Origin of the sequence: Gordonia paraffinivorans NBRC 108238 (assembly GCF_000344155.1) — a bacterium.
In the GTDB taxonomy this organism is placed as follows: Bacteria; Actinomycetota; Actinomycetes; order Mycobacteriales; family Mycobacteriaceae; genus Gordonia; species Gordonia paraffinivorans.
Genome location: NZ_BAOQ01000011.1, coordinates 21,249 through 43,596 on the forward strand (window position 1 = coordinate 21,249; position 22,348 = coordinate 43,596).

18 protein-coding genes and 1 tRNA gene are annotated in these 22,348 nt (G+C 68.9%); 12 read left to right on the plus strand and 7 right to left on the minus strand.

Annotated features, from left to right (window positions below):
• Positions 1–2 precede the first annotated feature (2 nt).
• From GP2_RS05720 to rdgB, 6 genes are all read left to right on the plus strand, one after another.
• Positions 3–974: a PLP-dependent cysteine synthase family protein gene (locus GP2_RS05720; protein ID WP_006899531.1), complete on the plus strand. Its 972-nt coding sequence runs from the start codon at positions 3–5 to the stop codon at positions 972–974.
• 55 nt (positions 975–1,029) lie between these two features.
• Positions 1,030–1,665, plus strand: coding sequence for a rhomboid family intramembrane serine protease (locus GP2_RS05725; protein ID WP_006899532.1), 636 nt, complete (start codon positions 1,030–1,032; stop codon positions 1,663–1,665).
• Positions 1,666–1,691: 26 nt separating this feature from the next.
• Positions 1,692–2,495: a glutamate racemase gene (murI, locus tag GP2_RS05730; RefSeq protein ID WP_006899533.1), complete on the plus strand. Its 804-nt coding sequence runs from the start codon at positions 1,692–1,694 to the stop codon at positions 2,493–2,495.
• Positions 2,496–2,594: 99 nt separating this feature from the next.
• Positions 2,595–3,359 carry a cyclic nucleotide-degrading phosphodiesterase gene (locus GP2_RS05735; protein ID WP_006899534.1) on the plus strand — a complete coding sequence of 255 codons (765 nt, stop codon included), beginning with the start codon at positions 2,595–2,597 and terminating at the stop codon, positions 3,357–3,359.
• Between the two features lie 80 nt (positions 3,360–3,439).
• Positions 3,440–4,195: a ribonuclease PH gene (gene rph, locus GP2_RS05740; protein WP_006899535.1), complete on the plus strand. Its 756-nt coding sequence runs from the start codon at positions 3,440–3,442 to the stop codon at positions 4,193–4,195.
• Complete coding sequence (gene rdgB / locus GP2_RS05745; protein WP_006899536.1) at positions 4,195–4,812, plus strand: RdgB/HAM1 family non-canonical purine NTP pyrophosphatase; 618 nt, start codon at positions 4,195–4,197, stop codon at positions 4,810–4,812. The genes rph and rdgB overlap by 1 nt, the downstream gene beginning before the upstream one ends.
• Before the next feature lie 174 nt (positions 4,813–4,986).
• Here rdgB and GP2_RS05750 read toward each other — a convergent pair whose 3' ends face one another.
• On the minus strand, positions 4,987–5,337 hold the full coding sequence (locus GP2_RS05750) for a DUF3817 domain-containing protein (protein WP_006899537.1): 351 nt from the start codon (positions 5,335–5,337) through the stop codon (positions 4,987–4,989).
• Positions 5,334–5,774 (minus strand): glucitol operon activator, encoded by a 441-nt coding sequence (locus GP2_RS05755; protein WP_040526508.1) that lies wholly within the window; start codon positions 5,772–5,774, stop codon positions 5,334–5,336. The genes GP2_RS05750 and GP2_RS05755 overlap by 4 nt, the downstream gene beginning before the upstream one ends.
• Before the next feature lie 90 nt (positions 5,775–5,864).
• Here GP2_RS05755 and GP2_RS05760 point away from each other — a divergent pair.
• Both GP2_RS05760 and GP2_RS05765 read left to right on the plus strand, forming a co-directional pair.
• A tRNA-Leu gene (locus GP2_RS05760) sits at positions 5,865–5,949 on the plus strand.
• A 249-nt stretch (positions 5,950–6,198) separates the two neighbouring features.
• Positions 6,199–7,548, plus strand: a complete 1,350-nt coding sequence (locus tag GP2_RS05765; protein WP_006899539.1) for a wax ester/triacylglycerol synthase domain-containing protein — start codon at positions 6,199–6,201, stop codon at positions 7,546–7,548.
• 174 nt (positions 7,549–7,722) lie between these two features.
• Here GP2_RS05765 and GP2_RS21810 read toward each other — a convergent pair whose 3' ends face one another.
• Positions 7,723–8,370 carry a hypothetical protein gene (locus GP2_RS21810; protein ID WP_006899540.1) on the minus strand — a complete coding sequence of 216 codons (648 nt, stop codon included), beginning with the start codon at positions 8,368–8,370 and terminating at the stop codon, positions 7,723–7,725.
• 190 nt (positions 8,371–8,560) lie between these two features.
• Here GP2_RS21810 and GP2_RS05775 point away from each other — a divergent pair, with 190 nt between their 5' ends.
• The gene (locus tag GP2_RS05775; protein WP_006899541.1) at positions 8,561–10,138 is read left to right on the plus strand and encodes a DUF7782 domain-containing protein; all 1,578 of its coding nucleotides are present in this window, start codon (positions 8,561–8,563) and stop codon (positions 10,136–10,138) included.
• A 34-nt stretch (positions 10,139–10,172) separates the two neighbouring features.
• Here GP2_RS05775 and GP2_RS05780 read toward each other — a convergent pair whose 3' ends face one another.
• The 4 genes from GP2_RS05780 to GP2_RS05795 all read right to left on the minus strand — a co-directional run bounded on the left by GP2_RS05780 (position 10,173) and on the right by GP2_RS05795 (position 15,358).
• Positions 10,173–10,994, minus strand: a complete 822-nt coding sequence (locus GP2_RS05780) for a DUF1206 domain-containing protein (protein WP_006899542.1) — start codon at positions 10,992–10,994, stop codon at positions 10,173–10,175.
• Between the two features lie 59 nt (positions 10,995–11,053).
• Positions 11,054–12,265 (minus strand): trans-sulfuration enzyme family protein, encoded by a 1,212-nt coding sequence (locus GP2_RS05785; RefSeq protein ID WP_006899543.1) that lies wholly within the window; start codon positions 12,263–12,265, stop codon positions 11,054–11,056.
• On the minus strand, positions 12,262–13,500 hold the full coding sequence (gene opgC / locus GP2_RS05790) for an OpgC domain-containing protein (protein WP_006899544.1): 1,239 nt from the start codon (positions 13,498–13,500) through the stop codon (positions 12,262–12,264). The genes GP2_RS05785 and opgC overlap by 4 nt, the downstream gene beginning before the upstream one ends.
• A 70-nt stretch (positions 13,501–13,570) precedes the next feature.
• Complete coding sequence (locus GP2_RS05795) at positions 13,571–15,358, minus strand: AMP-dependent synthetase/ligase (protein WP_006899545.1); 1,788 nt, start codon at positions 15,356–15,358, stop codon at positions 13,571–13,573.
• Positions 15,359–15,596: 238 nt separating this feature from the next.
• Between GP2_RS05795 and GP2_RS05800 the strand changes: the two genes are divergently transcribed.
• The 3 genes from GP2_RS05800 to GP2_RS05810 all read left to right on the plus strand — a co-directional run bounded on the left by GP2_RS05800 (position 15,597) and on the right by GP2_RS05810 (position 22,292).
• A complete protein-coding gene (locus tag GP2_RS05800) occupies positions 15,597–17,402 on the plus strand; it encodes a DEAD/DEAH box helicase (RefSeq protein WP_174320699.1) in 1,806 nt (601 codons plus the stop codon).
• Between the two features lie 175 nt (positions 17,403–17,577).
• Positions 17,578–17,931, plus strand: coding sequence for a rhodanese-like domain-containing protein (locus GP2_RS05805; RefSeq protein WP_006899547.1), 354 nt, complete (start codon positions 17,578–17,580; stop codon positions 17,929–17,931).
• Positions 17,932–18,122: 191 nt separating this feature from the next.
• On the plus strand, positions 18,123–22,292 hold the full coding sequence (locus GP2_RS05810; protein WP_006899548.1) for a PDDEXK-like endonuclease domain-containing protein: 4,170 nt from the start codon (positions 18,123–18,125) through the stop codon (positions 22,290–22,292).
• Positions 22,293–22,348 lie beyond the last annotated feature (56 nt).

The window sequence follows — 22,348 nt, forward strand, 5'->3', positions numbered from 1 at the left end:
GCGTGACCCGCTACGACTCCCTCATCGAATCGGTCGGCAACACGCCGCTGATCGGACTGCAGCGTCTGTCGCCGCGCTGGCACGACACCGACGAGGGTCCGCACGTGCGGCTGTGGGCCAAGCTCGAGGACCGCAACCCGACCGGGTCGATCAAGGACCGCCCGGCGCTGCGCATGATCGAGCAGGCCGAACGCGACGGTCTGCTGCACGAGGGCTCGACGATCCTCGAGCCGACGAGCGGCAACACCGGAATCTCCCTCGCGATGGCCGCGAAACTCAAGGGCTACCAATTGATCTGCGTGATGCCGGAGAACACCTCCGAGGAGCGCAGGTCGCTGTTGCGCATGTACGGCGCGCAGGTGATCTCCTCGCCCGCGGCCGGCGGCTCCAACACCGCGGTGGCCGTCGCCAAGAAGCTCGCCGCGGAGAACCCCGACTGGGTGATGCTCTACCAGTACGGCAATCAGGCCAATGTCGACGCGCACTACGAGGGCACCGGTCCCGAGCTGTACGCCGACCTGCCCGAGATCACGCACTTCGTCGCCGGGCTCGGCACCACCGGGACCTTGATGGGCGTCGGCCGGTTCCTGCGCGAGCAGAACCCGGACATCGAGATCGTCGCGGCCGAACCGCGATACGGCGACGAGGTCTACGGGCTGCGCAACATCGACGAGGGCTTCATCCCCGAGCTCTACGACGACACCGTCCTGACCCGCCGGTTCTCGGTGACCGGCGTCGACGCGGTCGCCCGGGTGCGCGAGCTGATCGAGCTCGAGGGCATCTTCGCGGGCATCTCCACCGGTGCGATCCTGCAGGCCGCGCGCGGGATCGCGCGCCGGGCGCTCAAGGAGGGCGCGCGCGCCGACATCGGCTTCGTGGTGCCCGACGCGGGGTGGAAGTATCTGTCGACCGGGGTCTACGAAGGTAGCCTTGACGACGCGGAGCAGGCGCTCGAGGGCCAGCTCTGGGCGTGACGCGGATCGTCGTGCACGCCAATCCAGGAGTCGGTACCCGAAAGCACACGTAGCCATGACGTCGTACACCCCGCCGCTCGGCCAGGAACAGCCGTCGCGTTCCCGGCGGCCCCTGTGGCTGCGGTCGCTGATCACCACGGTGTGCATCTTCGCGGTGCTCTTCGTCGTCGAGCTCGTCGACGCGGCCACCGCGGTCGATCTCGACGCCAACGGGATCGAGCCGCGCCAGGTCGACGGCCTCGACGGCATCCTGTGGGCGCCGATGCTGCACGCCGACTGGCAGCATCTGTTCGCCAATCTGGTGCCGGGTGCGGTCCTGTGCTTCCTCGTGCTGATGACGCAGCGCTTCCTCATCGTGACCGCGATCGTCTGGCTGGTCTCGGGGCTGGGCGTGTGGCTGTTCGCCGCGCCGTACACCGTCACGGTGGGGGCGTCGGGCATCATCTTCGGCTGGCTCACGTTCCTGCTCGTGCGCGGGCTGTTCAACCGGGATCCGTGGCAGATCCTCGGCGGGGTCGTGCTCTTCCTGATCTACGGCTCGCTCCTGTGGGGCGTATTGCCGTCCAATCCGTTCGTCTCGTGGCAGGCACATCTCTTCGGCGCCGTCGCCGGTGTGCTGGCCGCATGGTTCCTGGCATCGCGGGATCGCAAGAAGCGGACCCGCGCCGCGTCCCCGGGGGTGGCGTCATAACAGGCTTCAATTCAGGTCCGCTCGCGGTGATCTCCGATCCCGAGGCTCCCATCGGAATCTTCGACTCCGGCGTCGGCGGACTCACCGTCGCGCGCGCCGTCATCGACCTGCTCCCCGACGAGGACATCGTCTACATCGGCGACACCGCCAACGGTCCCTACGGTCCGCTCACCATCCCGGAGATCCGCAAGCACGCGCTCGCCATCGGCGACGAGCTCGCCGAACGTGGCGTCAAGGCGATCGTCATCGCCTGCAACACCGCGTCGGCCTCCTGTCTTCGGGATGCCCGCGAGCGCTACGCACCGATCCCTGTGGTGGAGGTCGTCCTGCCGGCCGTGCGACGAGCCGTCGTCGCCACCAAGAACGGCAGGATCGGTGTCCTCGGCACCGAGGCCACGATCGCCTCACGCGCCTACCAGGATTCGTTCGCCGCGGCCCGCGACGCCGTCATCACCGCGGTGGCGTGCCCGCGCTTCGTCGACTTCGTGGAACGCGGCATCACCAGCGGCCGGCAGATCCTCGGACTCGCCCAGGGCTACCTCGAACCGTTGCAGCGCGCGGGAGTCGACACCGTCGTGCTCGGCTGCACCCACTACCCGCTGCTGTCGGGTGTGTTGCAGCTCGCGCTGGGCGACGAGGTGACCCTTGTGTCGAGCGCCGAGGAGACCGCCAAGGACCTCTTCCGCGTGCTCACCGAGAACGACCTGTTGCATCCGCACACGGGCCGGGAGGCGACTCGGGTGTTCCAGGCGACCGGTGATCCGGAGATGTTCGCGAAGCTCTCGCGGCGCTTCCTGGGGCCGTCGGTGGGCACCGTCCAACATCTGTGACGAATCGGGACCCGCCCGAGAGCGCCGGATCCCCATCGCCGCACAGTTGTGACCACGTAACCCGACTTCGGTGCGGGAAGTCATGGCACAGTAGGGCCTATGCGTCTCACGGTCCTCGGATGTTCGGGCAGTGTGGGCGGGCCGGGGGCGGCGTGCTCCGGTTACCTGCTCGCCGTTCCCGGAGAACAGCCGGTGCTGGTGGACTGCGGGCCGGGGGTTTTCGGTGAGCTGCAACGGGTGACCGATCCCAACGGCGTCGCGGTCGTCCTCAGTCACCTCCATGCAGATCACTGTCTCGATCTCCCGGCGATGCTGGTCTGGCGGCGCTACGCCCCGACGCCGGCAGTCGGGCGGGCGCCGCTCTACGGACCGCCGGGCACCGCGATGCGGATCGGCTACGGCTCCTCGGAGTTCCCGGGACAGATCGACGACATCAGCGACACCTTCGACGTCCACGAGTGGCGCGACGGGCTCGAGATCACCCTCGGCGGCATGCGGATCAAGGCCGTCGGGGTCAACCATCCGCCGGCGACCTTCGGGCTGCGCATCACCGGGCCGCAGGGGCAGGTGATCGCCTACAGCGGCGACACCGCACCCTGCGACGAGCTCATCGACCTCGCTGCCGACGCCGACCTGTTCCTGTGCGAGGCGTCGTGGACCCACTCGCCGTCGGAGCGCCCGCCGGACCTCCACATGTCGGGGATCGAGGCGGGGGAGGCCGCGACCAAGGCGAACGTCCGCGCGCTGGCCATCACCCACGTCGCCCCGTGGACAGACTCGGCGGAGATCCTCGCCGAGGCGCGCAGCACGTTCTCCGGGCCGGTCGATCTCGTACACCAGGGCCAGGTCTTCGACCTTCTCTGACCGAGGTCTTCGCCGGTCGTTGTCGTCGGTGTTCTCCGGCTGTTGCCGAGCGCGGGGACGCCGGTCGATAGAGTTGAGCCGTGACCACACGAGCTGACGGCCGAGCCGACGACGAACTGCGCCCCATCAAGTTCACCCGCGGATTCACCAGCCACCCCGCGGGTTCGGTGCTGGTGGAGTTCGGGGACACCCGGGTCATGTGCACCGCGAGTGTCACCGAGGGCGTGCCGCCGTGGCGTCGCGGCTCCGGACTCGGATGGCTGACCGCCGAGTACGCGATGCTGCCGGCCGCCACCCACGAGCGCTCGTCGCGCGAGTCGGTGAAGGGCAAGATCGGCGGGCGCACCCACGAGATCAGCCGGCTGATCGGCCGCTCGCTGCGCGCGTGCATCGACCTGTCCGCGCTCGGCGAGAACACGATCGCCCTCGACTGCGACGTGCTCCAGGCCGACGGCGGCACCCGCACCGCAGCGATCACCGGCGCCTATGTCGCCCTGCACGACGCCGTGACGTACCTGCGAGCCGCGGGCAAACTGTCCGACCCGCAACCGCTTTCGTGCGCGATCGCGGCCGTCAGCGTCGGCGTCGTCGACGGCCGCGTCCGGCTCGACCTGCCCTACGAGGAGGATTCGCGCGCCGAGGTCGACATGAACGTCGTCGCCACCGACGCCGGGACCCTCGTCGAGGTCCAGGGCACCGGCGAGGGCGCGACGTTTGCGCGGTCCACGCTCGACACGCTGCTCGATCTCGCGGCGGTCGGGACCGAGAAGCTCTTCGAGGCGCAGCGCGCCGTGCTCGCCGAGCCGTACCCGGGCGAACTGCCGGGCCAGGGCTGATGGCGAAGGTCCTCCTCGCGAGCCGCAATCGCAAGAAGCTCGCCGAACTGCAGCGCGTCGTCGACGCCGCGGGGATCACCGGACTGGAGATCCTCGGCCTCGACGCGGTGCCGGAATACCCGGAGGAGCCCGAGACCGGCGCCACCTTCGAGGAGAATGCGCTCATCAAGGCCCGCTCGGGTGTCCGCGCGACCGGATTGCCCTGCCTCGCCGACGATTCCGGCATCAGCGTGGACGCGCTGAACGGGATGCCGGGTGTCCTGTCGGCACGCTGGTCCGGGCGCCACGGTGACGATCCGGCCAACAACGCGCTGCTCCTCGCGCAACTGTCCGACACCCCGGACGAGCGGCGCGGGGCGGCATTCGTCTCCGCGTGCGCGCTGGTTCTGCCCGACGGCACCGAGACGGTCGTGCGCGGGGAATGGCGTGGTCGAATCCTGCGCGAGGAGCGAGGCCCGAACGGCTTCGGCTATGACCCGCTGTTCGCACCCGACGACGATCTCGCCGCCGGACGTTCCTCGGCCGAGCTCACCCCGGAGGAGAAGGACTCGCTGAGCCACCGCGGCAAGGCGCTGGCGCAGTTGGTGCCGGTGTTGCGGGAGCTGGCTGGTTCCTGAGGTCGGCATCGCAGGTCGTACGACGGCCTTGCGAGCTCACGATGACGATCATTCAGCAGTAGGTATCGCCTGGCGATACCTACTGCTGAATCTGTTGTCGAGGCTTTTGCGGGGTGCCCGCGCAGCAATGCCCGGTCCGCGGACGAAGGCGCCCTTCAGGTCGCCGGTGACGGATCAGAGCCCGAACTGCGCCTTCACTTCCTTGGTCCGGATGTGCTCGACCCAGAAGGACAGGAACGGGATGGTGCCGGCGATCGCGGTGATGATCGTCTTGCCCACGCTCCAGCGGACCTTGATGGCCAGGTCGACGGCCATGATCAGGTACACGAAGTAGACCCAGCCGTGGACGATGGGCACGAAGCCCAGGGCCTTGTTGTCGAAGCCGTAGGCCAGGATCAGCTCGGCGACGAGCAGCAGCAACCAGATACCGGTGATCCACGCGAGCACCCGGTACCGCAGCAGGGCGGCCCGGACCTTCTCCGCCTGTGCGGCGGGGACGGGGGAGGCGGAAGCGGTCTCGGTCACTGGGTGCCTTTCGACGAGGGGGTGCTGTCGGTGGACTGGGACTCGGGGGCGTCGGCGGCACGCAGCTCGGCGAGGTACCGGTTGTACTCGATGAGTGCTTTGTCGGCCCGCGGATCGAGATCGGCGAGTGCCGCTGCGCTCGGCGTGGTCGGCCGCTCCGGGAGGATGCCCTCGGGGATCTCGTCCACCCGGGACTTCTCGGCGACCTTGCGCGCCTCTTCGGGGTCGCTCTCCAGGACGACGAAGCGGCGGTAGGCGTAGATCACGGCCACCGCGAAGGCCGGCCATTGGAGTGCGTAGCCCAGGTTCTGGCCGGTGCCCGACGCGGACTCGAAGCGGGTCCACTGCCACCAGGCGAGCGCAAGGCATGCCGCCGCGGCGACGACGGTCAGCACGATGAGCGCGGGCCGGTGCGTGCGACGACGGGGAGAGGACATGCCTTTCACGGTACCTGGCCTGCGATGATCAGAACGCGGCCGGTAGGGTGGTCGCCGTTACAGTGCGTCCGGCCCCGCCGGGCGCGTCTTGCGCGAGTGGCGGAATTGGCAGACGCGCTGGATTTAGGTTCCAGTGTCTTCGGACGTGGGGGTTCAAGTCCCCCCTCGCGCACCACGCCGCGGGCGTGCGGCGCAGTACGCCGGGTCCGTCATTTGGCGCGGGTGCGGCTATCTCAGCGTCGCGCTGTGTGCGACTTCTGCCGGTCCCGGTCGGTGGACGGCTCGGTAAACCATCGAGCTGCTCCAAACGCCCAGGTCTATCGTTGATCTTCATCGCGTTGTCGTGCTGATACGCCTCTCCTGACAGCTGCGCGCGAGCGGTTCCAGAGTCGCGCGTCCGAGCACCATAGATAAGTTGGGTCGAGTGATACGAGTCAAGCCACTTGATGCTCTGTACGTCTATTCCGAGTCCGATCGCGTGAGTTCGGCGATGGTCTCCGCATATGCGTTCGCAGAATCCGACGCGACCACGGAAGAGTTGGTTCAGTGGCTCGCCGACCGAGCTTCTGGGATTCCGGAACTCAGGCAGAGGATGGTCCGAGCCTATGGCGACATCGGAGATGCTTACTGGTCGGAGGCTCCGGCCTTCGACCCTCGTGACCACATTTCCGCAACGTCGGGCATGTCGTGGGATGAGCTTCGGATGCGAATCGCCGGCACACACCGAGTCGTCTTCGATTCTTCCCGACCTCTGTGGAGTGCCGAGATCGTCCGACACGTCGGCGGAATCGAACCGGCCCACGGGCGTGAGTGCGTGGTCGTCATCCTCAAGTGCAATCACGCGATAACCGACGGCTTGGGTTTTGCGGATGTCGCGAGGAAGTTGTTCTCGAGTGACGTTTCCAGTTGCGAGGTAGGGCAGACCGTCTCGCGTGGCACTGTCACAGCGCTCGAATCGGCACGACTGGTTGTCCGACCATTTCTTGTCCTATCCGACGTATGGCGTTTGCTGAAGACCAGCCGGCAGAGGTCGAAAGACAGACGAGCAGGTCTTTGGAGCATGCCGGATTTCGAGCCCCGCAGTTCGGCGGTCAATCAGGCCTGGAGCGGCGAGGCGGTCACCGAGGTCGTGTACGCGTCGGTTTCCGAGTTGCGGCAGGCGGCGAAGCGAATCGGTGAGGTCTCGGTGAATGATCTGGTGCTCGCTGCCATCGGTGGCGCAGCGGCAAGGCACCTCGGGGAAGAGCATCTGGCCGCAGCTGTGCCGATCTCGATCAGAGATATCTCCGCCGAGGCCCGCAATGCGACCGCGATTGCGATCGTCGACCTGCGCGTGGACCTACCGGCGGCCGAGCGGTGTGTCGCGATTCACGCGAATGTGGCCCGGGAGCGTGCCCGCTTTCGTCTGCCTTCGTGGGCGGAATCGTGCCAGCCGGACATCTTGCCCCGGCTTCCTGGATTCGTCTACCGAGGGCTTGCCGCCTGGCAGCGACGGTCGGGTGCGCACGCCAAGCCTGGATTCACCCAACTCAAGGTGAGCACGGTCCCGAAGGGGCCTGCAGATGAGTGGGTGTTGGCCGGTTCGCCTGTGGTGGCCAATTTCGGGGCACCCCCATTGGCGGATGGTCTCGGGCTCAACCATTCGGTCTCTCGCCTGGGGGACGTTCTGGGAATCGCTTTCGTGTACGACCCCAAGCAGCTGCCGGCGCCGGACGGCTACGCTCGGTGTCTGAGAGCAGAGCTCGCGGCGCTAACGGGCGCAGACGCGATGTAGGGCCACAGACAGACGATCGTGAGCGTGGCCTGGCCGTCCAGGTGTTCGGAGGCCTCCCCCTAGCGCCGGAATCAGGCGCTTGAAGGGCGCACCTACTTGAACTCGCCGTCGCCCCGACATGCAACGAGTAAGAAGTGCCTCGACCGGCGTTCTCGTGCGGAGGCGATGTGCGACTCAGGCCGAGATCAACTCCACCGCATCGTCATCGGCGAAGACGATGTCGTGGTCATCGGTCGATATCGCCCACCGGCGCAGGCGGGCGACGTGTTCGTGATCGATGCGCGCCTCGACCGGTTTGTCGCCCGGGGCGAGGTCGGCGAAGTCGTCGATGATCTCTCCCTCGCGTACCGTGCCGTCCTCGAGCGTGACGCGCACCCGCGACGAGACGTGCGGCTCATCGTCATCCGCGGCATCGGCGGTCTCCGCAGCGTCCTCGGGTGTCGTGACGGCGGCCACCTCCTCGGCGGTGATCTCGACGGTCTCGTCCTCTGCGTAGCCATCGGAGTCGTCGGCGGGCGACTCCGAAACCGCGGACTCCGGGTCGCTCGCCTCGGCCGCGGCGCTCTCCGTCTCGGTGTCGGTGCCGGCGACCTCGGTGGTGACGCCGTCCGCTTCGCCCGTAGCGGTGTTCTCGGCGGTTGCGTCGACGTCCACGTTCTCGTCCACGGTGCTCTGGTCGGGGGTGTCGGTGACGGCCGTGTTCTCGGCGGTTGCTTCGACGCCCACGTTCTCGTCCACAGTGCTCTGATCGGCGGCGTCGGTGACGGTCACGTCCTCGGCGGCCGCCGTCTCTCGATCGCCGCTGCTCTCCGGTGAGCTCATGGCGTTGCCGTCCTTCCGATCAGGATCTGGATACGTGCATGGTCAGGTACCCACTCGTGATGTGGTTCACCCGTACTAGCCCACATAGTAATAAATTTCCAGATTGTCATCCCGAACGGAATCGAATCGTTGCCGACGCACGGCGTCGGCCGTGGTTCTACGGCCGCAGTGCGTGAGTAGCCTCATCAGCGTGACCGCGCAACGTACCTCCGGCCAGCCACGCAGCGACGCATCCACGACGAAGGCCCCGCCCGCCGACACCGGCCATCCGCTGACCGACGACGCGGTCGTGGACGCGCTCGGCGCCGACCTCCGTGCGGCCGGCTACACCACCGACGGGGTCACCGAGTTCCTGGGCGACGACATCCACGACGCGCTGCTGCGCGGTGTCTGGTGGCCCGCGTCGACCGCCACCGAAGACGCCGACGCCGATCGGGTCCCGCTGGCCACCATCATCCGACTGTTCCTCCTCGGCTCCGACGAACCGCGATCACGTGTCGCGCGGGCGTTCCCCTCGGCCGGAGTGGACGCGCTCGTCGACCAGGGTGTGCTCGAGAGGCTCGACGACGGACTTCTCCGCGCCCGCCTCGACATCCGGCCGCACGCCGACGACACCCACGATTTCCTCGTCGTCGCCGACCAGGATGCGGCGATGCGACCGGGCCCGCTGGCCCGCGACCACGTGCTCGGGATCGGTGCCGCGTCGTTGTCGCTGGCCCGAGCGGTGATCCGCGAACCGGCCCGGCGCGCGCTCGACATCGGCACCGGCTGCGGGATCCAGGCGCTGCACCTGAGCTCGCACTGCGAGGAGATCGTCGCCACCGACACCAACGAGCGCGCGCTCGCCCTGGCGCGCGCCACGGCACGACTCAACGGCATGACATGGGATCTGCGCGCGGGCAGCATGTTCGAACCCGTGGCCGGCGAGCGGTTCGACCTGATCGTGTCCAACCCGCCCTTCGTGGTCGGCACCGGCAGTCAGGACTACATCTACCGCGACTCCGGCGTCGTCGGAGACGCGTTGTGCGAGCAGTTGATCCGCGAACTCCCAACGCACCTGAACCCGGGCGGCACCGCGCAACTCCTCGCCAACTGGATCATTCCCGAGGGCGCGGACTGGCGCGACCGCCCGCGCGCCTGGCTCGAGGGCACCGGTCTCGACGCCTGGGTGGTCCAGCGGGAGGCGGCCGATCCCATCAGCTACGTGTCGCTGTGGTTGTCCGACGCCGGGGAGGACGAGCAGACCGCGACCCGTCGCGGAGCCGAGTGGCTGAAGTGGTTCGCCGACAACGGGATCGCCGCGATCGGGATGGGCTCCATCACCGTCCGGGCGCCGGAGGCGGGGGAGGACCGCCGACCCGACGTCGTGATCGAGGAGATCACCGGCGCCGGCGAGGAGATCACCGGTCCGGAGGCGCAGGCCTTTCTGGCGCGACGCCGATACCTACGTGAGACCTCGGATGCCGAACTGCTCACCCGACGGCTCTCGGTGGCGCCGGTCATGCTCGAGGAGCACTCCCTGCCCGGCGAGGACGGCTGGCAGCTCGTCGGCTCGGCCGTCCGCCGGCCCGGAGGTCCCGCAGCGGTCCTCGGCGTCGACGAGGTGTCGCGGGCGCTGCTCGCCGGCTGTCGCGGTCAGGTCCCGCTCGGTGCGCTGATCGAATTGCTGGCCGATTTCCACGGGGTCGATGCCGACGCGCTGGCGGAGGCGGCGCTCCCGGTGGTGCGCGAGGCGATCGGACGCGGAATCCTCTACGAGGCCACCTGAGTCGCTCGTCGCAGCGGGCCGCTCCGGACGTCGGTCACATCCGTGCGAAGCGGGTCAGCCAGTAGCAGTAGACGCCGTAGGCGGCGATGCCGGCGGCAGCCAGCAGCATCAGGACCTGACCGGCCGGCAGGCCGGACAGCGATTTCACCGTCGCGTCGAGGCCACTGGCCTTCGACGGATCCGCGGTCGCCACCGCGACGAGGACGAGGACGCCTGTCCCGACGAGCACGGTCCCCTTGCCGCAGTAGCCGATCACGCCGGCGACCGTCGCGCCCCGGTCGCCGGCGACCGTCAGGTCGTCGAGGAACTTGCGTCGCACGCCCTTGTACACGTGGTAGCCGCCGACGCCGATGATGACGAGTCCGGCGACCACGACCACGAACTTTCCCGCGCCCGACTCCATGAGCCGGGCGGTGAGACCGGCGTTCTGCTCTCCGCTCGAGGTGCCGCCGCCCATCGCGAATCGTGCTGCGGTCCAGGCGAACCCGACGAACACGAGCCCCACCGAGAATGCCTTGCCGCGATCGACCCAGTCCTCGAGGCCGTCGTTGTCGCCACGGCCGGGCTCGGTGGGGGGCGGTCCGACGATCGCCTCGGCGAACCGCCACAGCGCGAGTCCGGCGAAGGCCACGGTCGCCACCCAGAGCGCGATCCGCCCACCCGTGCTGTCGGCGAACATCCCCAGCGCGCCCGACTGGTCGGCGGAACCGCCGTCGCCGAATGCGAGGCGCACGATGATGTAGGCGATCAGGAGGTGGACGAGTCCGCTGACCGCGTGACCCGCGCGGGCCACCCGCTCGAACCATGAGCTGTCGGTGGCGCGGTCGACGGCGCCCGTGAGGGAGTTGCCGGCCATCGTCGCCGCCCTTCTGTCCGTGAGGTGCACGGTCAGGGGATACCCGGCGGCCGGGTCCGCTACACCCGCTGGTCGACGCCGTTCGGAAAGGTTGCCGCGAGCGCCCGGGCCAGGTCGGCGATCAGATCGTCGGCGTCCTCGAGTCCGACGGAGAAACGCAGGTGGCCCCACTCGCGGAACTCCGCCGGGTAGGCGGCGACACGCGGCCCGTCGGGCCCGACGTGCACGATCAGGGACTCGTCGTGGCCCAGTGACACCGCGGAGGTGATCACCTCGAGATTGGCCACGAACCGGTTCTGGGTCGCCGAATCTCCGCGCACCGCGAACGCCATCATGGCGCCGAAGCCCCGGCCGTCGAACTGGCGTGCGGCCAGGTCGTGCTCGGGATGCGAGGGCAGCCCGGGGTAGCGGACGTAGGCGATGCGCGGGTCGGCGTCGAGGAATGCCGCCACCCGTTCGGCGGTCTGCTGGTGCTGGGCGAACCGAAGGGGCAGGGTGATCGCGCCGCGCGAGATGAGCCAGGCGTTGAACGGAGAGATGACGCCGCCCACGTCGACCATCGCCTCCGTCTTGATGCGGTCGATGAGCTCGGCCCGGCCGAGCACCGCACCGCCCATCGCGTCACCGTGGCCGTTGATGTACTTCGTCAGCGAGTGCACGACGAGGTCGGCGCCGTCGGCGAGCGGCCGGTAGAGCGGGGGAGGCGTGAAGGTCGAGTCGACCAGCAACAACGCCCCCGCCTCGTGCGCGATCCCGGCCATTGCGGCAATGTCGGCGACCTTGGTGGTCGGGTTCGCGATGGTCTCCACCGCGAAGAGCTTGGTCTCGGGCCGGAAGGCGGCGCGGACCGCGTCGTGATCGGTGACGTCGACGAAGGTCGCCTCGATCCCGTACTTCCTCGGCAGCAGCTCGGCCCAGAGTTTCCAGGTCGCCTCATAGGTCGTGTCGGAGACGACGACGTGGTCGCCGGTGGACAGGAAGGTGAAGAACACCGCGTGCAGGGCGGCGACCCCGGAGGCCAGGGCGACGGCGGCCTCGGCCTCCTCCAGCGCGGCGAGCTTGTCCTGCAGGGCCACCTGGTTGGCGCCGGTGTTGCGCGTGTAGAACAGCTGGTTGGTTCCCGACCAGCTCATCTGCTCGGGTTCGGGCGGCAGGTGGTAGGAGTTCGCCATCGTGATCGGCGTGCGGATCGACGGACCCGACGGGTCGTTGCCCGCATGGACACTGCGGGTCATCATGCCGTGGGCGTCGGGCCTGATCTCGTCGTTCATACGTGGGCTCCTGTCGTATGCAGCTGCTCGCCGGTCGGGGTCTCCCGATCGGGTCGATGTGCCGGCCCGGGGGCCGGGCCGGACGGCTTCCTCTGGTCGCCGAGGCTCCGGACAATCCGTCCGGGGACCCGGTGCAGCTTGTCGATGTGCATGAAGTGGCGGAACTCGGCCCAGGCCCAGCAGGCGCCGAACACCAGCAGCGCGACGGACTGCATGGTGATGTCGTCCCACGGGCGGTGCGCGATGTGGATGGGCACGACGACCAGCGCGATCGCCTGGATGACGTAGGAGTCGAGACTCCGGGTGCCGGTCATGACCAGCGGGCGCAGCCAGTCGTGGTGCCACCAGCGCAGCAACAGACGGAACACCCCGTAGAGGGCGGGGATCGCGAGATAGGCGCCGATCGCCCGTGCCGGACGGAAGTCGAGTTTGTCGGCGAGCTTCGGTTCGAGGTGCGCCCACGGTCCGGTGTCGATGCCGTAGTGGAAGAACAGCGCGACGGCCACCGCCACCGCGATGATGACGAGCAGCCATCGGTCGATGAATTCGGGGACGTCCCAGCGGGTCCAGTTCCAGCCGATCACCACCGACGGGATGAACATGATCTGCCAGCCGGCGACGTTCTGGATGTGGGGGGCCGCCTGGTAGGCGCTGAGATAGAACCAGTCCGGGGACCAGAAGAGCGACAGGACGTACAGCGCCAGCGAAGCCGCCAGGATCGGCGCCCACCAGCCGCGCTGCAGCATCGGGAACAGGGCGAACGCCGTCGCCATCAGCACCATGTAGAGCAGCAGGATGTTGCCGCCGCTCGGCAGGTACTGCATGGTCACCGACAGCCAGATCCCCTGCATCCAGCCGTCGATCGGCAGCAGCAGCGTCAGCCAGCGGTGTCCGGCCAACGCGGCCGCGACCGCGACGAGCGCGATGAGCAACTGGCAGCAGTAGAGGACGGCGATGCGTTTGAGGAGACGGACGTAGGCGAAGCGCAGCCCGTACCGCGTGACCCAGCGTTGGTACACCAGGCCCAGGACGATGCCGGAGAGCATGACGAAGGCCGACATGCCGTCGACGTAGTTGAAGGAATGCGTGGGGGCCGCGAGCGCCGACTCGGTCGCGAAGTGCGCGGTGACCATGCTCCAGATCGCCACTCCGCGGGTGGCGTCGATCGCGAGATCCCGGTTGCCGGGGCTCCGTTTCGCGGGCACACGGTTTGCAGACGCACGGTTCGCAGACATTGACCTGCACACTAGAACTCACCGCGGCCCGGAGTCATCCCGGGCCGCGGTGAGTCGTGATGGAGATCGCTTACGAGTACAGGTCGGCGATCGCCTCCTTGTAGGCGTCGTGGATCACGTTGCGCTTGAGCTTGAGCGTCGGCGTCAGCTCACCCGACTCGATGCTGAAGTCGGTGTCGAGGATCGTGAACTTCTTGATGGCCTCGGCGTTGGACACCTTGGCGTTCGCCTCGGCGACCGCGGCCTCGATCTCCTTGCGCAGGTCGGGGTTGTCGACCAGGTCGGAGATCGGGGTGTCGGCGGGCAGGTGGTGCCGCTCCAGCCAACCCGGGATGGCCTCCGCGTCGAGGGTGATCAGGGCGCCGATGAACGGCTTGTTGTCGCCGACCACCAGGCACTGGCTGACCAGCGGATGCGCGCGGATCGAGTCCTCGAGCTGTGCCGGGGCGACGTTCTTGCCGCCGGCGGTGACGATCAGTTCCTTCTTGCGCCCGGTGATGAAGAGGTAGCCGTCGTCGAGGGTGCCGACGTCACCGGTGTGGAACCAGCCGTCGCGGATCGCGTCGGCGGTGGCCTGCTCGTTCTGCCAGTAGCCGCTGAACACCATCGGGCCCTTGACCAGGATCTCGCCGTCCTCGGCGATCCGGACGGTCACGCCGGGCACCGGGCGGCCGACCGAACCGACCTTCTGGTGCTTCTCGTTGTTCGCGGTGACGGCGGCGGTGGTCTCGGTGAGGCCGTAGCCCTCGTACACCGGGATGCCGACGCCGCGGAAGAAGTGGCCGAGGCGGGCGCCGAGCGGGGCGCCACCGGAGATCGCGCCCTCACACTGGCCGCCGAGTGCGGCGCGGAGCTTGCCGTAGACCAGCTTGTCGAACAGCGCGTGGCGCAGCTTCAGGCCGAGGCCGATCTTGCCGGCCTCCATCGCCTTGCTGTACTCGATCGCGGTCTCGGTGGCCTTCTCGAAGATCGAGCCCTTGCCGCCGTCGTAGGCCTTCTGCTTGGCGGAGTTGTACACCTTCTCGAACACGCGCGGCACCGACAGCACGTAGTGCGGCTTGAAGGTGGCGAAGAGATCGACGAGGTTCGCGATGTCGTTCGTGTGGCCGAGGATGACGCGGTTCTCGATGGCGGCGACGGCGATGATGCGCGCGAGCACGTGGGCCAGCGGCAGGAACAGCAGGGTCTGCTTGCCCTCCTGCAGGCCGGCGCCCACGGCGTCGCGGGTGGCCGCGCACTCCGCCATGAAGTTGGCGTGGGTGAGCAGGACGCCCTTGGGGCGTCCGGTGGTGCCCGAGGTGTAGATGAGGGTCGCGGCGTCACTCGAGAGGGCGTTCGCACGACGGCGGTCGAGCTCGTCGTCGGCGACCTTCGCGCCGCGCTTGGCCAGCGTGGGCAGCGCGTGCTCGTCGAAGACGAGGGTCTCCTTCAGGGTGGACGTCTCGTCGATGACCCGGATGTGCTTGGTGTAGTGGCCCTGGTTCTCCACCACCAGCAGGACCGCGGCGGAGTCCTCGAGGATCCACTGCACCTGGTCGGGCGCCGAGGTCTCGTAGATGGCGACGGTGCAACCGCCCGCACGCCAGATCGCGTAGTCGAGGACGGTCCACTCGTAGCGGGTCGACGACAGGATCGCGACCCGGTCGCCGGGCTGCACGCCCGAGGCGATGAGACCCTTGGCGACCGCGTCCACCTCGTCGGCGAACTGCTTCGCGGTGACGTTGATCCACTGGTTGTGGGAGCGCTTGCGGAAGAGAGGGAGGGTCGGTCGCTCGCTCCGGTACTTCAGGATCGAGTCGACGAGGCTCGCCTTGTCGTCGATCGTCAGATCGGACGGGGTGGCGTACTGCTGCTGCATGGCACTCCTGTGTCGGGCAGACGATATGGGCATTTCGGGCACCGGCGTCGGGAAACACCCCGACCACCGGCCGTTGAGTGGAACTGACAGTACCAGTATTCGGTGTGATGCATCACACGTGCCACTCGAAGTGGTGTATCCGCAGTTCATCGGCGAGATGTGACGGGCTTGTGGCACGATGCCGAGTTTCCCGGCCTGGGCGTTTACAGTTGATAGCGATGAATGAGACCCGTAGCGCATGAGCACTTCCGATCAAGACGAGCGCAGTGCGCCGGCAGACCCCGCAGTGACAGGCATTTCCGTGACAGAATCCCCGGCGGCAGCTTCGCCGGCCAGCACCACCGACCACACCTTCGACGATCTGGGCATCGAGCCCCGGGTCCGGGCCGCGATCTCCGACGTCGGCTACGAGACCCCGTCCCCGATCCAGGCGGCGACCATCCCGCCGCTGATGGCCGGCCGCGACGTCGTCGGCCTGGCCCAGACCGGCACCGGTAAGACCGCGGCGTTCGCGATCCCGATCCTGTCGCGCCTCGACACCTCCGCGAAGACTCCCCAGGCGCTCATCCTCGCGCCCACGCGCGAGCTCGCGTTGCAGGTGTCCGAGGCGTTCGGCCGCTACTCGGCGCACATGCCCGAGGTGAAGGTCCTGCCGATCTACGGCGGCCAGTCCTACGGCGTGCAGCTCGCGGGCCTGCGTCGCGGCGCGCAGGTCATCGTCGGCACCCCGGGTCGCGTCATCGATCACCTCGACCGCAAGACCCTCGACATCTCCAACCTCGAGTTCCTCGTGCTCGACGAGGCCGACGAGATGCTCACGATGGGATTCGCCGAGGACGTCGAGCGCATCCTCGCCGAGACCCCCGACTCCAAGCAGGTCGCGCTGTTCTCGGCGACCATGCCCAGTGCGATCCGGCGCCTGGCCCAGCGGTATCTGAACGATCCGCAGGAGATCACCGTCAAGTCCAAGACGGCGACCGCGCAGAACATCACCCAGCGCTATCTACAGGTGTCCCACCAGCGCAAGCTCGACGCGTTGACCCGATTCCTCGAGGTCGAGGAATTCGACGCGATGATCGTCTTCGTCCGCACCAAGCAGGCGACCGAGGAGCTCGCCGAGAAGCTGCGGTCGCGCGGCCTGTCGGCGGTGGCGATCAACGGCGACCTCGCGCAGGCGCAGCGCGAGCGCACGATCAACCAGCTCAAGAACGGCTCGATCGACATCCTCGTCGCCACGGACGTGGCCGCGCGCGGACTCGACGTCGACCGCATCTCCCACGTCGTCAACTACGACATCCCGCACGACACCGAGTCCTACGTGCACCGCATCGGCCGCACCGGTCGTGCGGGCCGCTCGGGCAACGCGCTGCTGTTCGTCTCGCCGCGCGAGCGCCACCTGCTCCGCGCCATCGAGCGCGCGACGCGGCAGGAGCTGACCGAGATCGGCTTGCCCAGCGTCGACGACGTCAACGCGCAGCGCGTCGCCAAGTTCGCCGACTCGATCACGCAGAACCTGTCGTCGGAGCACCTCGATCTCTTCCGCGGCCTCGTGGAGAACTACGCCCGCGAGCACGACGTCACGATGGCCGACATCGCGGCGGCTCTCGCCCTCGAGACCCGCGACGGCGGATTCCTCATGGCCCCGGACCCGCCGGAGTCCGAGCGCCCCGCCCGCCGCGAGCGGGCCCCGCGGCGTCCGGGTGCGAGCTACGCGACCTACCGCATCGCGGTCGGGCGCAAGCACAAGGTCTCCCCGGGCGCGATCGTCGGGGCCATTGCGAACGAAGGCGGTCTCACGCGCGCCGACTTCGGCAACATCAGCATCCGCGACGACTTCAGCCTCGTGGAGTTGCCCGACGATCTCGACAAGGAGACGCTGTCGCTGCTGCGGCACACCAGGATCGGCAAGCACCCGATCGACATCCGCAAGGATCTCGGTGCGCCCCGCGCACGGGGCGGCGCCAAGCGCAATGCCCACGGCGGCCGCGACAACTGGGGCAAGCGGCCGTCGCCGCGAGTCGCCGGCCGGGGACGCCGTTCCTGATTCGTCTCACCGGCGATCAGCTCGCTGACCTGCGGTTCTTGCCAATCTGCAATCAATCCGTAACCTGAGATGCGGGGGTCAACAGGAATCCGTTCCCGCGCGTTCGGGTCCCGTCCGGGGTCCGGCGCGGGCGGATCGGCAACGTTCGAGTGAACACAGGATTGGTGAGTCACCAGTGGCAGTCGTGAGTGCGATTTCAGCAGAGGAAGCGTGGGATCACAGTCGCGCCGGCAAGGCGGTCGTGGTCGATGCGCGTCCGCAGGTCGTACGGCATCAGGGAAGTCTTCCCGGCGCCTTCGTCGTGGAGCCCTCAGAGGTCCCCGCACGCCTGCGGCCGACCCCGACCGGCAGCTTCCCGGTGATCAAGGATCCGTCCGCCAAGGCGCGCGAGATCCGTCGCGACACCGAGATCGCGGTGGTGTCCGTCCGCTCGGAGGCCCCGCGTATCGCCGAGCAGATCGCCAAGCTCGGCTACACCAACGTCCACTACGTCGACGGCGGCTACCGGGCACTGCGATCCCGGGTCTGATCACCCGGCCCGCACCGGCGGTCCGGCCGCCGGCGCGGGCCGGGACCACCCGCACCGACGCCGCCTCTGTGCGCGAGTGCGGGGCGGCACTTCGTCGCCCGCCGGATGACGCGCACGCCGCATCGGCCCCCGTGTCCTGACCAGCGCCTTGATAGCGTGGGGTGCGCGGATCGACGAGAGGACGCAATCGGATGCAGGATGACACTCGCGAGGCACTGCGAGACCAGGTCACCCGGCTGATGTCGTTCCTCCGCGATGTCGTCCGTTCCCGCTCGGGCGACGTCCGCGACATCGACGAGCACGTCGGCCATGTCTGGGTCGGTTCCTCCACCTCCGTCTCGGTGCGGTCGTCGGCGGTGCCCGGCCACGTCGTGATCGAGCTCGGGCCCGACGACCCGGCACACGCAGAGCTCTCCGGCCTCCTCGACGAGTTGGCCGAGAACCCGGAGACACTCGAGTTGGTCCTGGCCGACGCGCTGGTGACGGTCCACGACGACGCGGGCGGTGATACGACCGGCGAACCCCTGGTCCGCGAGCACCTCCTGACGCAGGCGCTGGTCGCCGACCGCGACGACTCGCGCGCCATCAGGCTCTCCCTGGCCGCGGGGTCGGTGCCGGTCCTGCACGACACGCACCTGCTCGCCTCCGTCGACGGCATCGAACTGGCCGGTGCGGTCAAGACCCGGTCCCGGATCGCCGAGCAACCGTCGGTGGCGTCGAAGCAGGTCGCCGACCTGATCGGGGACTGGCTCGACGAGATCGACGTCGACCCCGACCGCGTGGGTCTCGCGCTCGACATGCGTCCCGCCGTCGTGCTGCGGCGGCGCAGCGTCGAGAGCTCGGTCGCCTTCTACGACGCCATCCTCGACGACCTACGCGACGACGAGTCGCCCGTGCCCGTCGGGCCCGCGCAGCTCGTCCGTCCCATCGAGGCCCCCGAGCGGCTCGCCGCACTCGCCGAGCCCGGGATCCTCGAACCCGACCGACTCGTCTCCGACGCGCTGTTCCCGCTGCCGTCGAACGTCGAGCAGCGCGACGTGCTGGTGCGGCTCGGCAACGACATCGGCGTGGTCGTCGAGGGGCCGCCCGGCACGGGCAAGACCCACACCATCGCCAACGTGATGTCGGCGCTGCTCGCGAAGGGGCAGCGTGTCCTCGTCGTCAGCGAGAAGGCCCACGCCCTCCACGTGCTCCGCGACATGCTCCCACCCGAGTTGCGCGACCTCGCCGTGTCCATCGCCGACGTCTCCCGGGACCGATCGGACGCGATCGTCTCGGTCGTCGAGAACCTCGCCACGCGCAAGGCCTCGTTCTCCGAGGCCGTCGCCGACGCCGAGATCGCCGATCTCGAGGCACGACGCGAACATGCCCTCATGAGCCGCGATCGCACCCTGCGGGACCTGTGGGAGCTGCGGGCATCCGAGACCGAGGTCCACGAGTGGGTGGCCGGCGACTACCGCGGCACCCCTGCCGAGATCGTGCGTCAGGTCAAACGCGATGCGCCGCAGTACGATTGGATGCCGCCGGGACTCTCCGGTGCCGTGCCGCCGCTGGACTCCGCGGAGTTCGCCAGGCTCGTCGAACTGCTCGCGGTCACCGGCGGCGACACCCATCGCCTCGGTCAGCGCTTCCCCGACCTGTCCGAGTACCTACCGGAACCGGCCGAGATGGACGCGATCTGCGCACGCGTCGCCGCGCGGCCCCACGGCACGGGCACGTCCGGTGCCGAGTCTCTGCTGTCCGTGCTCGACGGCGTCGACAGCGGACGGCTCCTCGCGATCAAGCAGACCTGTGAGCAACTGGCCGCGGCCGCGGCCGAGGTGAGCTCTTTCCCAGCACCGATGGTCGACATGGCCGACCGCCTGCTCGCCGGACAGGCCACCCACCTGTGGTCGCGGGTCACCACGCTGTCCCCGGTGATCGCGGAGGCCGCCCGCCGCGACCGCGACCTGGGCGCCCACCGGGTCGTCGTCGAGGGCGAACGCCCCGGCGACGCCGCGATCTTCGACGCCGCGGCCGACCACCTCGCCGCCGGCGGGCAGTGGCGCGGCCGGTTCCGTCGTTCGCCGGAGCAGCGGGCGGTGGAGGAATCCGGGGTGCGGGCCACCGTCGACGGCCGGGAACCCGCCGACGAGCAGTCGCTGCGGCGCGTCGCCGACCACCTGTCCGTGGTCGAGGCCGTCGGACAGGCGCACCGGATCCTGGCCGACCTCCACGTCCCGTTCGACGCCTCCGGGTCGCGGTCGGCCCAGGTCGATCACCTCGTGCAACTCGACGCCCAGCTCGCGTGGATCTCGCGGCTGGTCACCGGCCGCGACCGCCTGGTCCACCAGCTCGACGCGATCAGTCCGGGAGGACCGCGCCCGCGCAGCGTCGCCGAGATCGCCGCGGTCTCCGAGCAGGCGCATGCGATCGCCGCCGCCAACGACGCGGTCCTCGCCGAGCAGGCGCTCTCCGATCACGCCTCCGCTCTGGCCTCGGAGCTCGAGAAGGGGCCCTCGCCGGAAGGCGACGCACTTCTGTCCGCGCTCGCCTCGGCGGATGCCGGGGCGATCCGGGAGGCGCGGCGCGCGTACGAGGAGGCACGCGAGACGGCGGCGGCGCAGACCGCACTCGACCTGCTCCAGATGCGCCTGCGCAGTCGCGCGCCCGAACTCGTGAAGCTGATGTGGGGCAGCCCCGACGACCCGGTGTGGGCCGACCGCGCCCGGGAGATGTCGGCCGCGTGGGCATGGCGATATGCCCACACCTGGATCACCGATCGCAGTGATCCCGAGTCGGAGAAGCGCATCCAGGCCGAACTCGACGCACTCGAGGTCGACATCGCGCAGCTGACCACCCGGCTGGCCTCCGCCCGTGCCTGGCGTGAGCTGCTCTCACGCACCACGACCGGCGAGATCCAGGCGCTGCAGTCCTATCGCGACCACATGATCAACCTGGGCAAGGGTTCGGGAAAGCACGCCAACCGGTTCCGCAAGGCCGCCCGAGAGGCGATGGCGGTGGCGCAGAACGCGATCCCGGCGTGGATCATGTCGATCAGCCAGGTCGCCGAGACACTCCCGCCGAAGCGGCACTCGTTCGACGTGGTCATCGTCGACGAGGCATCCCAGGCCGACATCACCAGTGCATTCCTGTTGTGGCTGGCCCCGCGGGTCATCGTCGTCGGCGACGACAAACAGTGCGCGCCCGTCGGCCTCGCCGGGACCACGCTCGACGAGGCGTTCGCCGAACTCGACGCGGCCCTGCCGGATGTCCCGGAATACCTCCGCGACGGACTCACCCCACGGTCGAGTCTGTTCTCGTTGCTGCGCAGCCGGCTCGGCAACGTCGTGGCGTTGCGGGAGCATTTCCGGTCGATGCCGGAGATCATCGAGTTCTCCTCCCGGCAGTTCTACGCCAACTCGCCGCTGATCCCCGTGCGGCAGTACGGCTCCGACCGTCTCGATCCACTGCGCACCGTCGCGGTCGCCGGGACGGCCACCGGCAGCGGGGCCTCGCTCGTCAACGAGGCCGAGGTCGAGGCGATCGTCGGCGCGCTGCGCTCCTGCCTCGACGACTCAGCTTATGACGGAATGGATTTCGGGGTCATCGCCCTCGCCGGAAGCAAACAGGCCGAGGCGTTGGAGAAGGCGTTGCGGGCTGCGGTCGACGACGAGACGTGGCGTGCGCGCCGTATCCGCGTCGGCACGCCCCCCGACTTCCAGGGCGACGAGCGACGGGTCGTCTTCTTGTCGATGGTGGTCTCCGATCCGTCCGCGATCTCGGCGCTGACCCGGGCCGAGTCCCAGCGTCGTGTCAACGTGGCCGCGACGCGGGCGATGGACCAGCTGTGGCTGTTCCATTCGATCGCCCTCGAGGACCTGAGACCAGGCGACCTCCGGTACTCGCTGCTGTCCTACATGACCGCGCACGAGGGCCTGTCGGTGCCTCCGATGCCTGTCGACGTCCCCGACGACCGGCGGGTGGAACCGTTCGACAACCTTCTCGAGCAACGGGTGTTCAACCGCCTGGTCGCGCTCGGTCATCACGTCACCCCGAAGGTCACCGTCAACAACCGGGTCATCGATCTGGTGGTCCTCGGCGCCGACGCGCGGATGGCCGTCGAATGCGACGCGGACGCCTTCGCGGGGACCGGGCGCCAGGCGCGGTCCGATCTGGAGCGTGAACGCGAACTGCGCCGCTGCGGTTGGGAATTCGTACGCGTCCGGGAATCGGAGTTCGAACTGGATCCCGATCGGGTGATGGAGCAGGTGGCCGCGGCGCTCGAGGCACGCGGGTGCAAGCCGGGGTCGGTCACCGCGAACCCCGGGGCGCCTGCCGCGCCGGCGTGGACGCCCATCAACCTGACGGCAGGGGAGTGAACCCGTCCGCGTGAGCGGGCGCCTCGCCGGCTTGCCGAGGCGCCCGCACAGCGCGT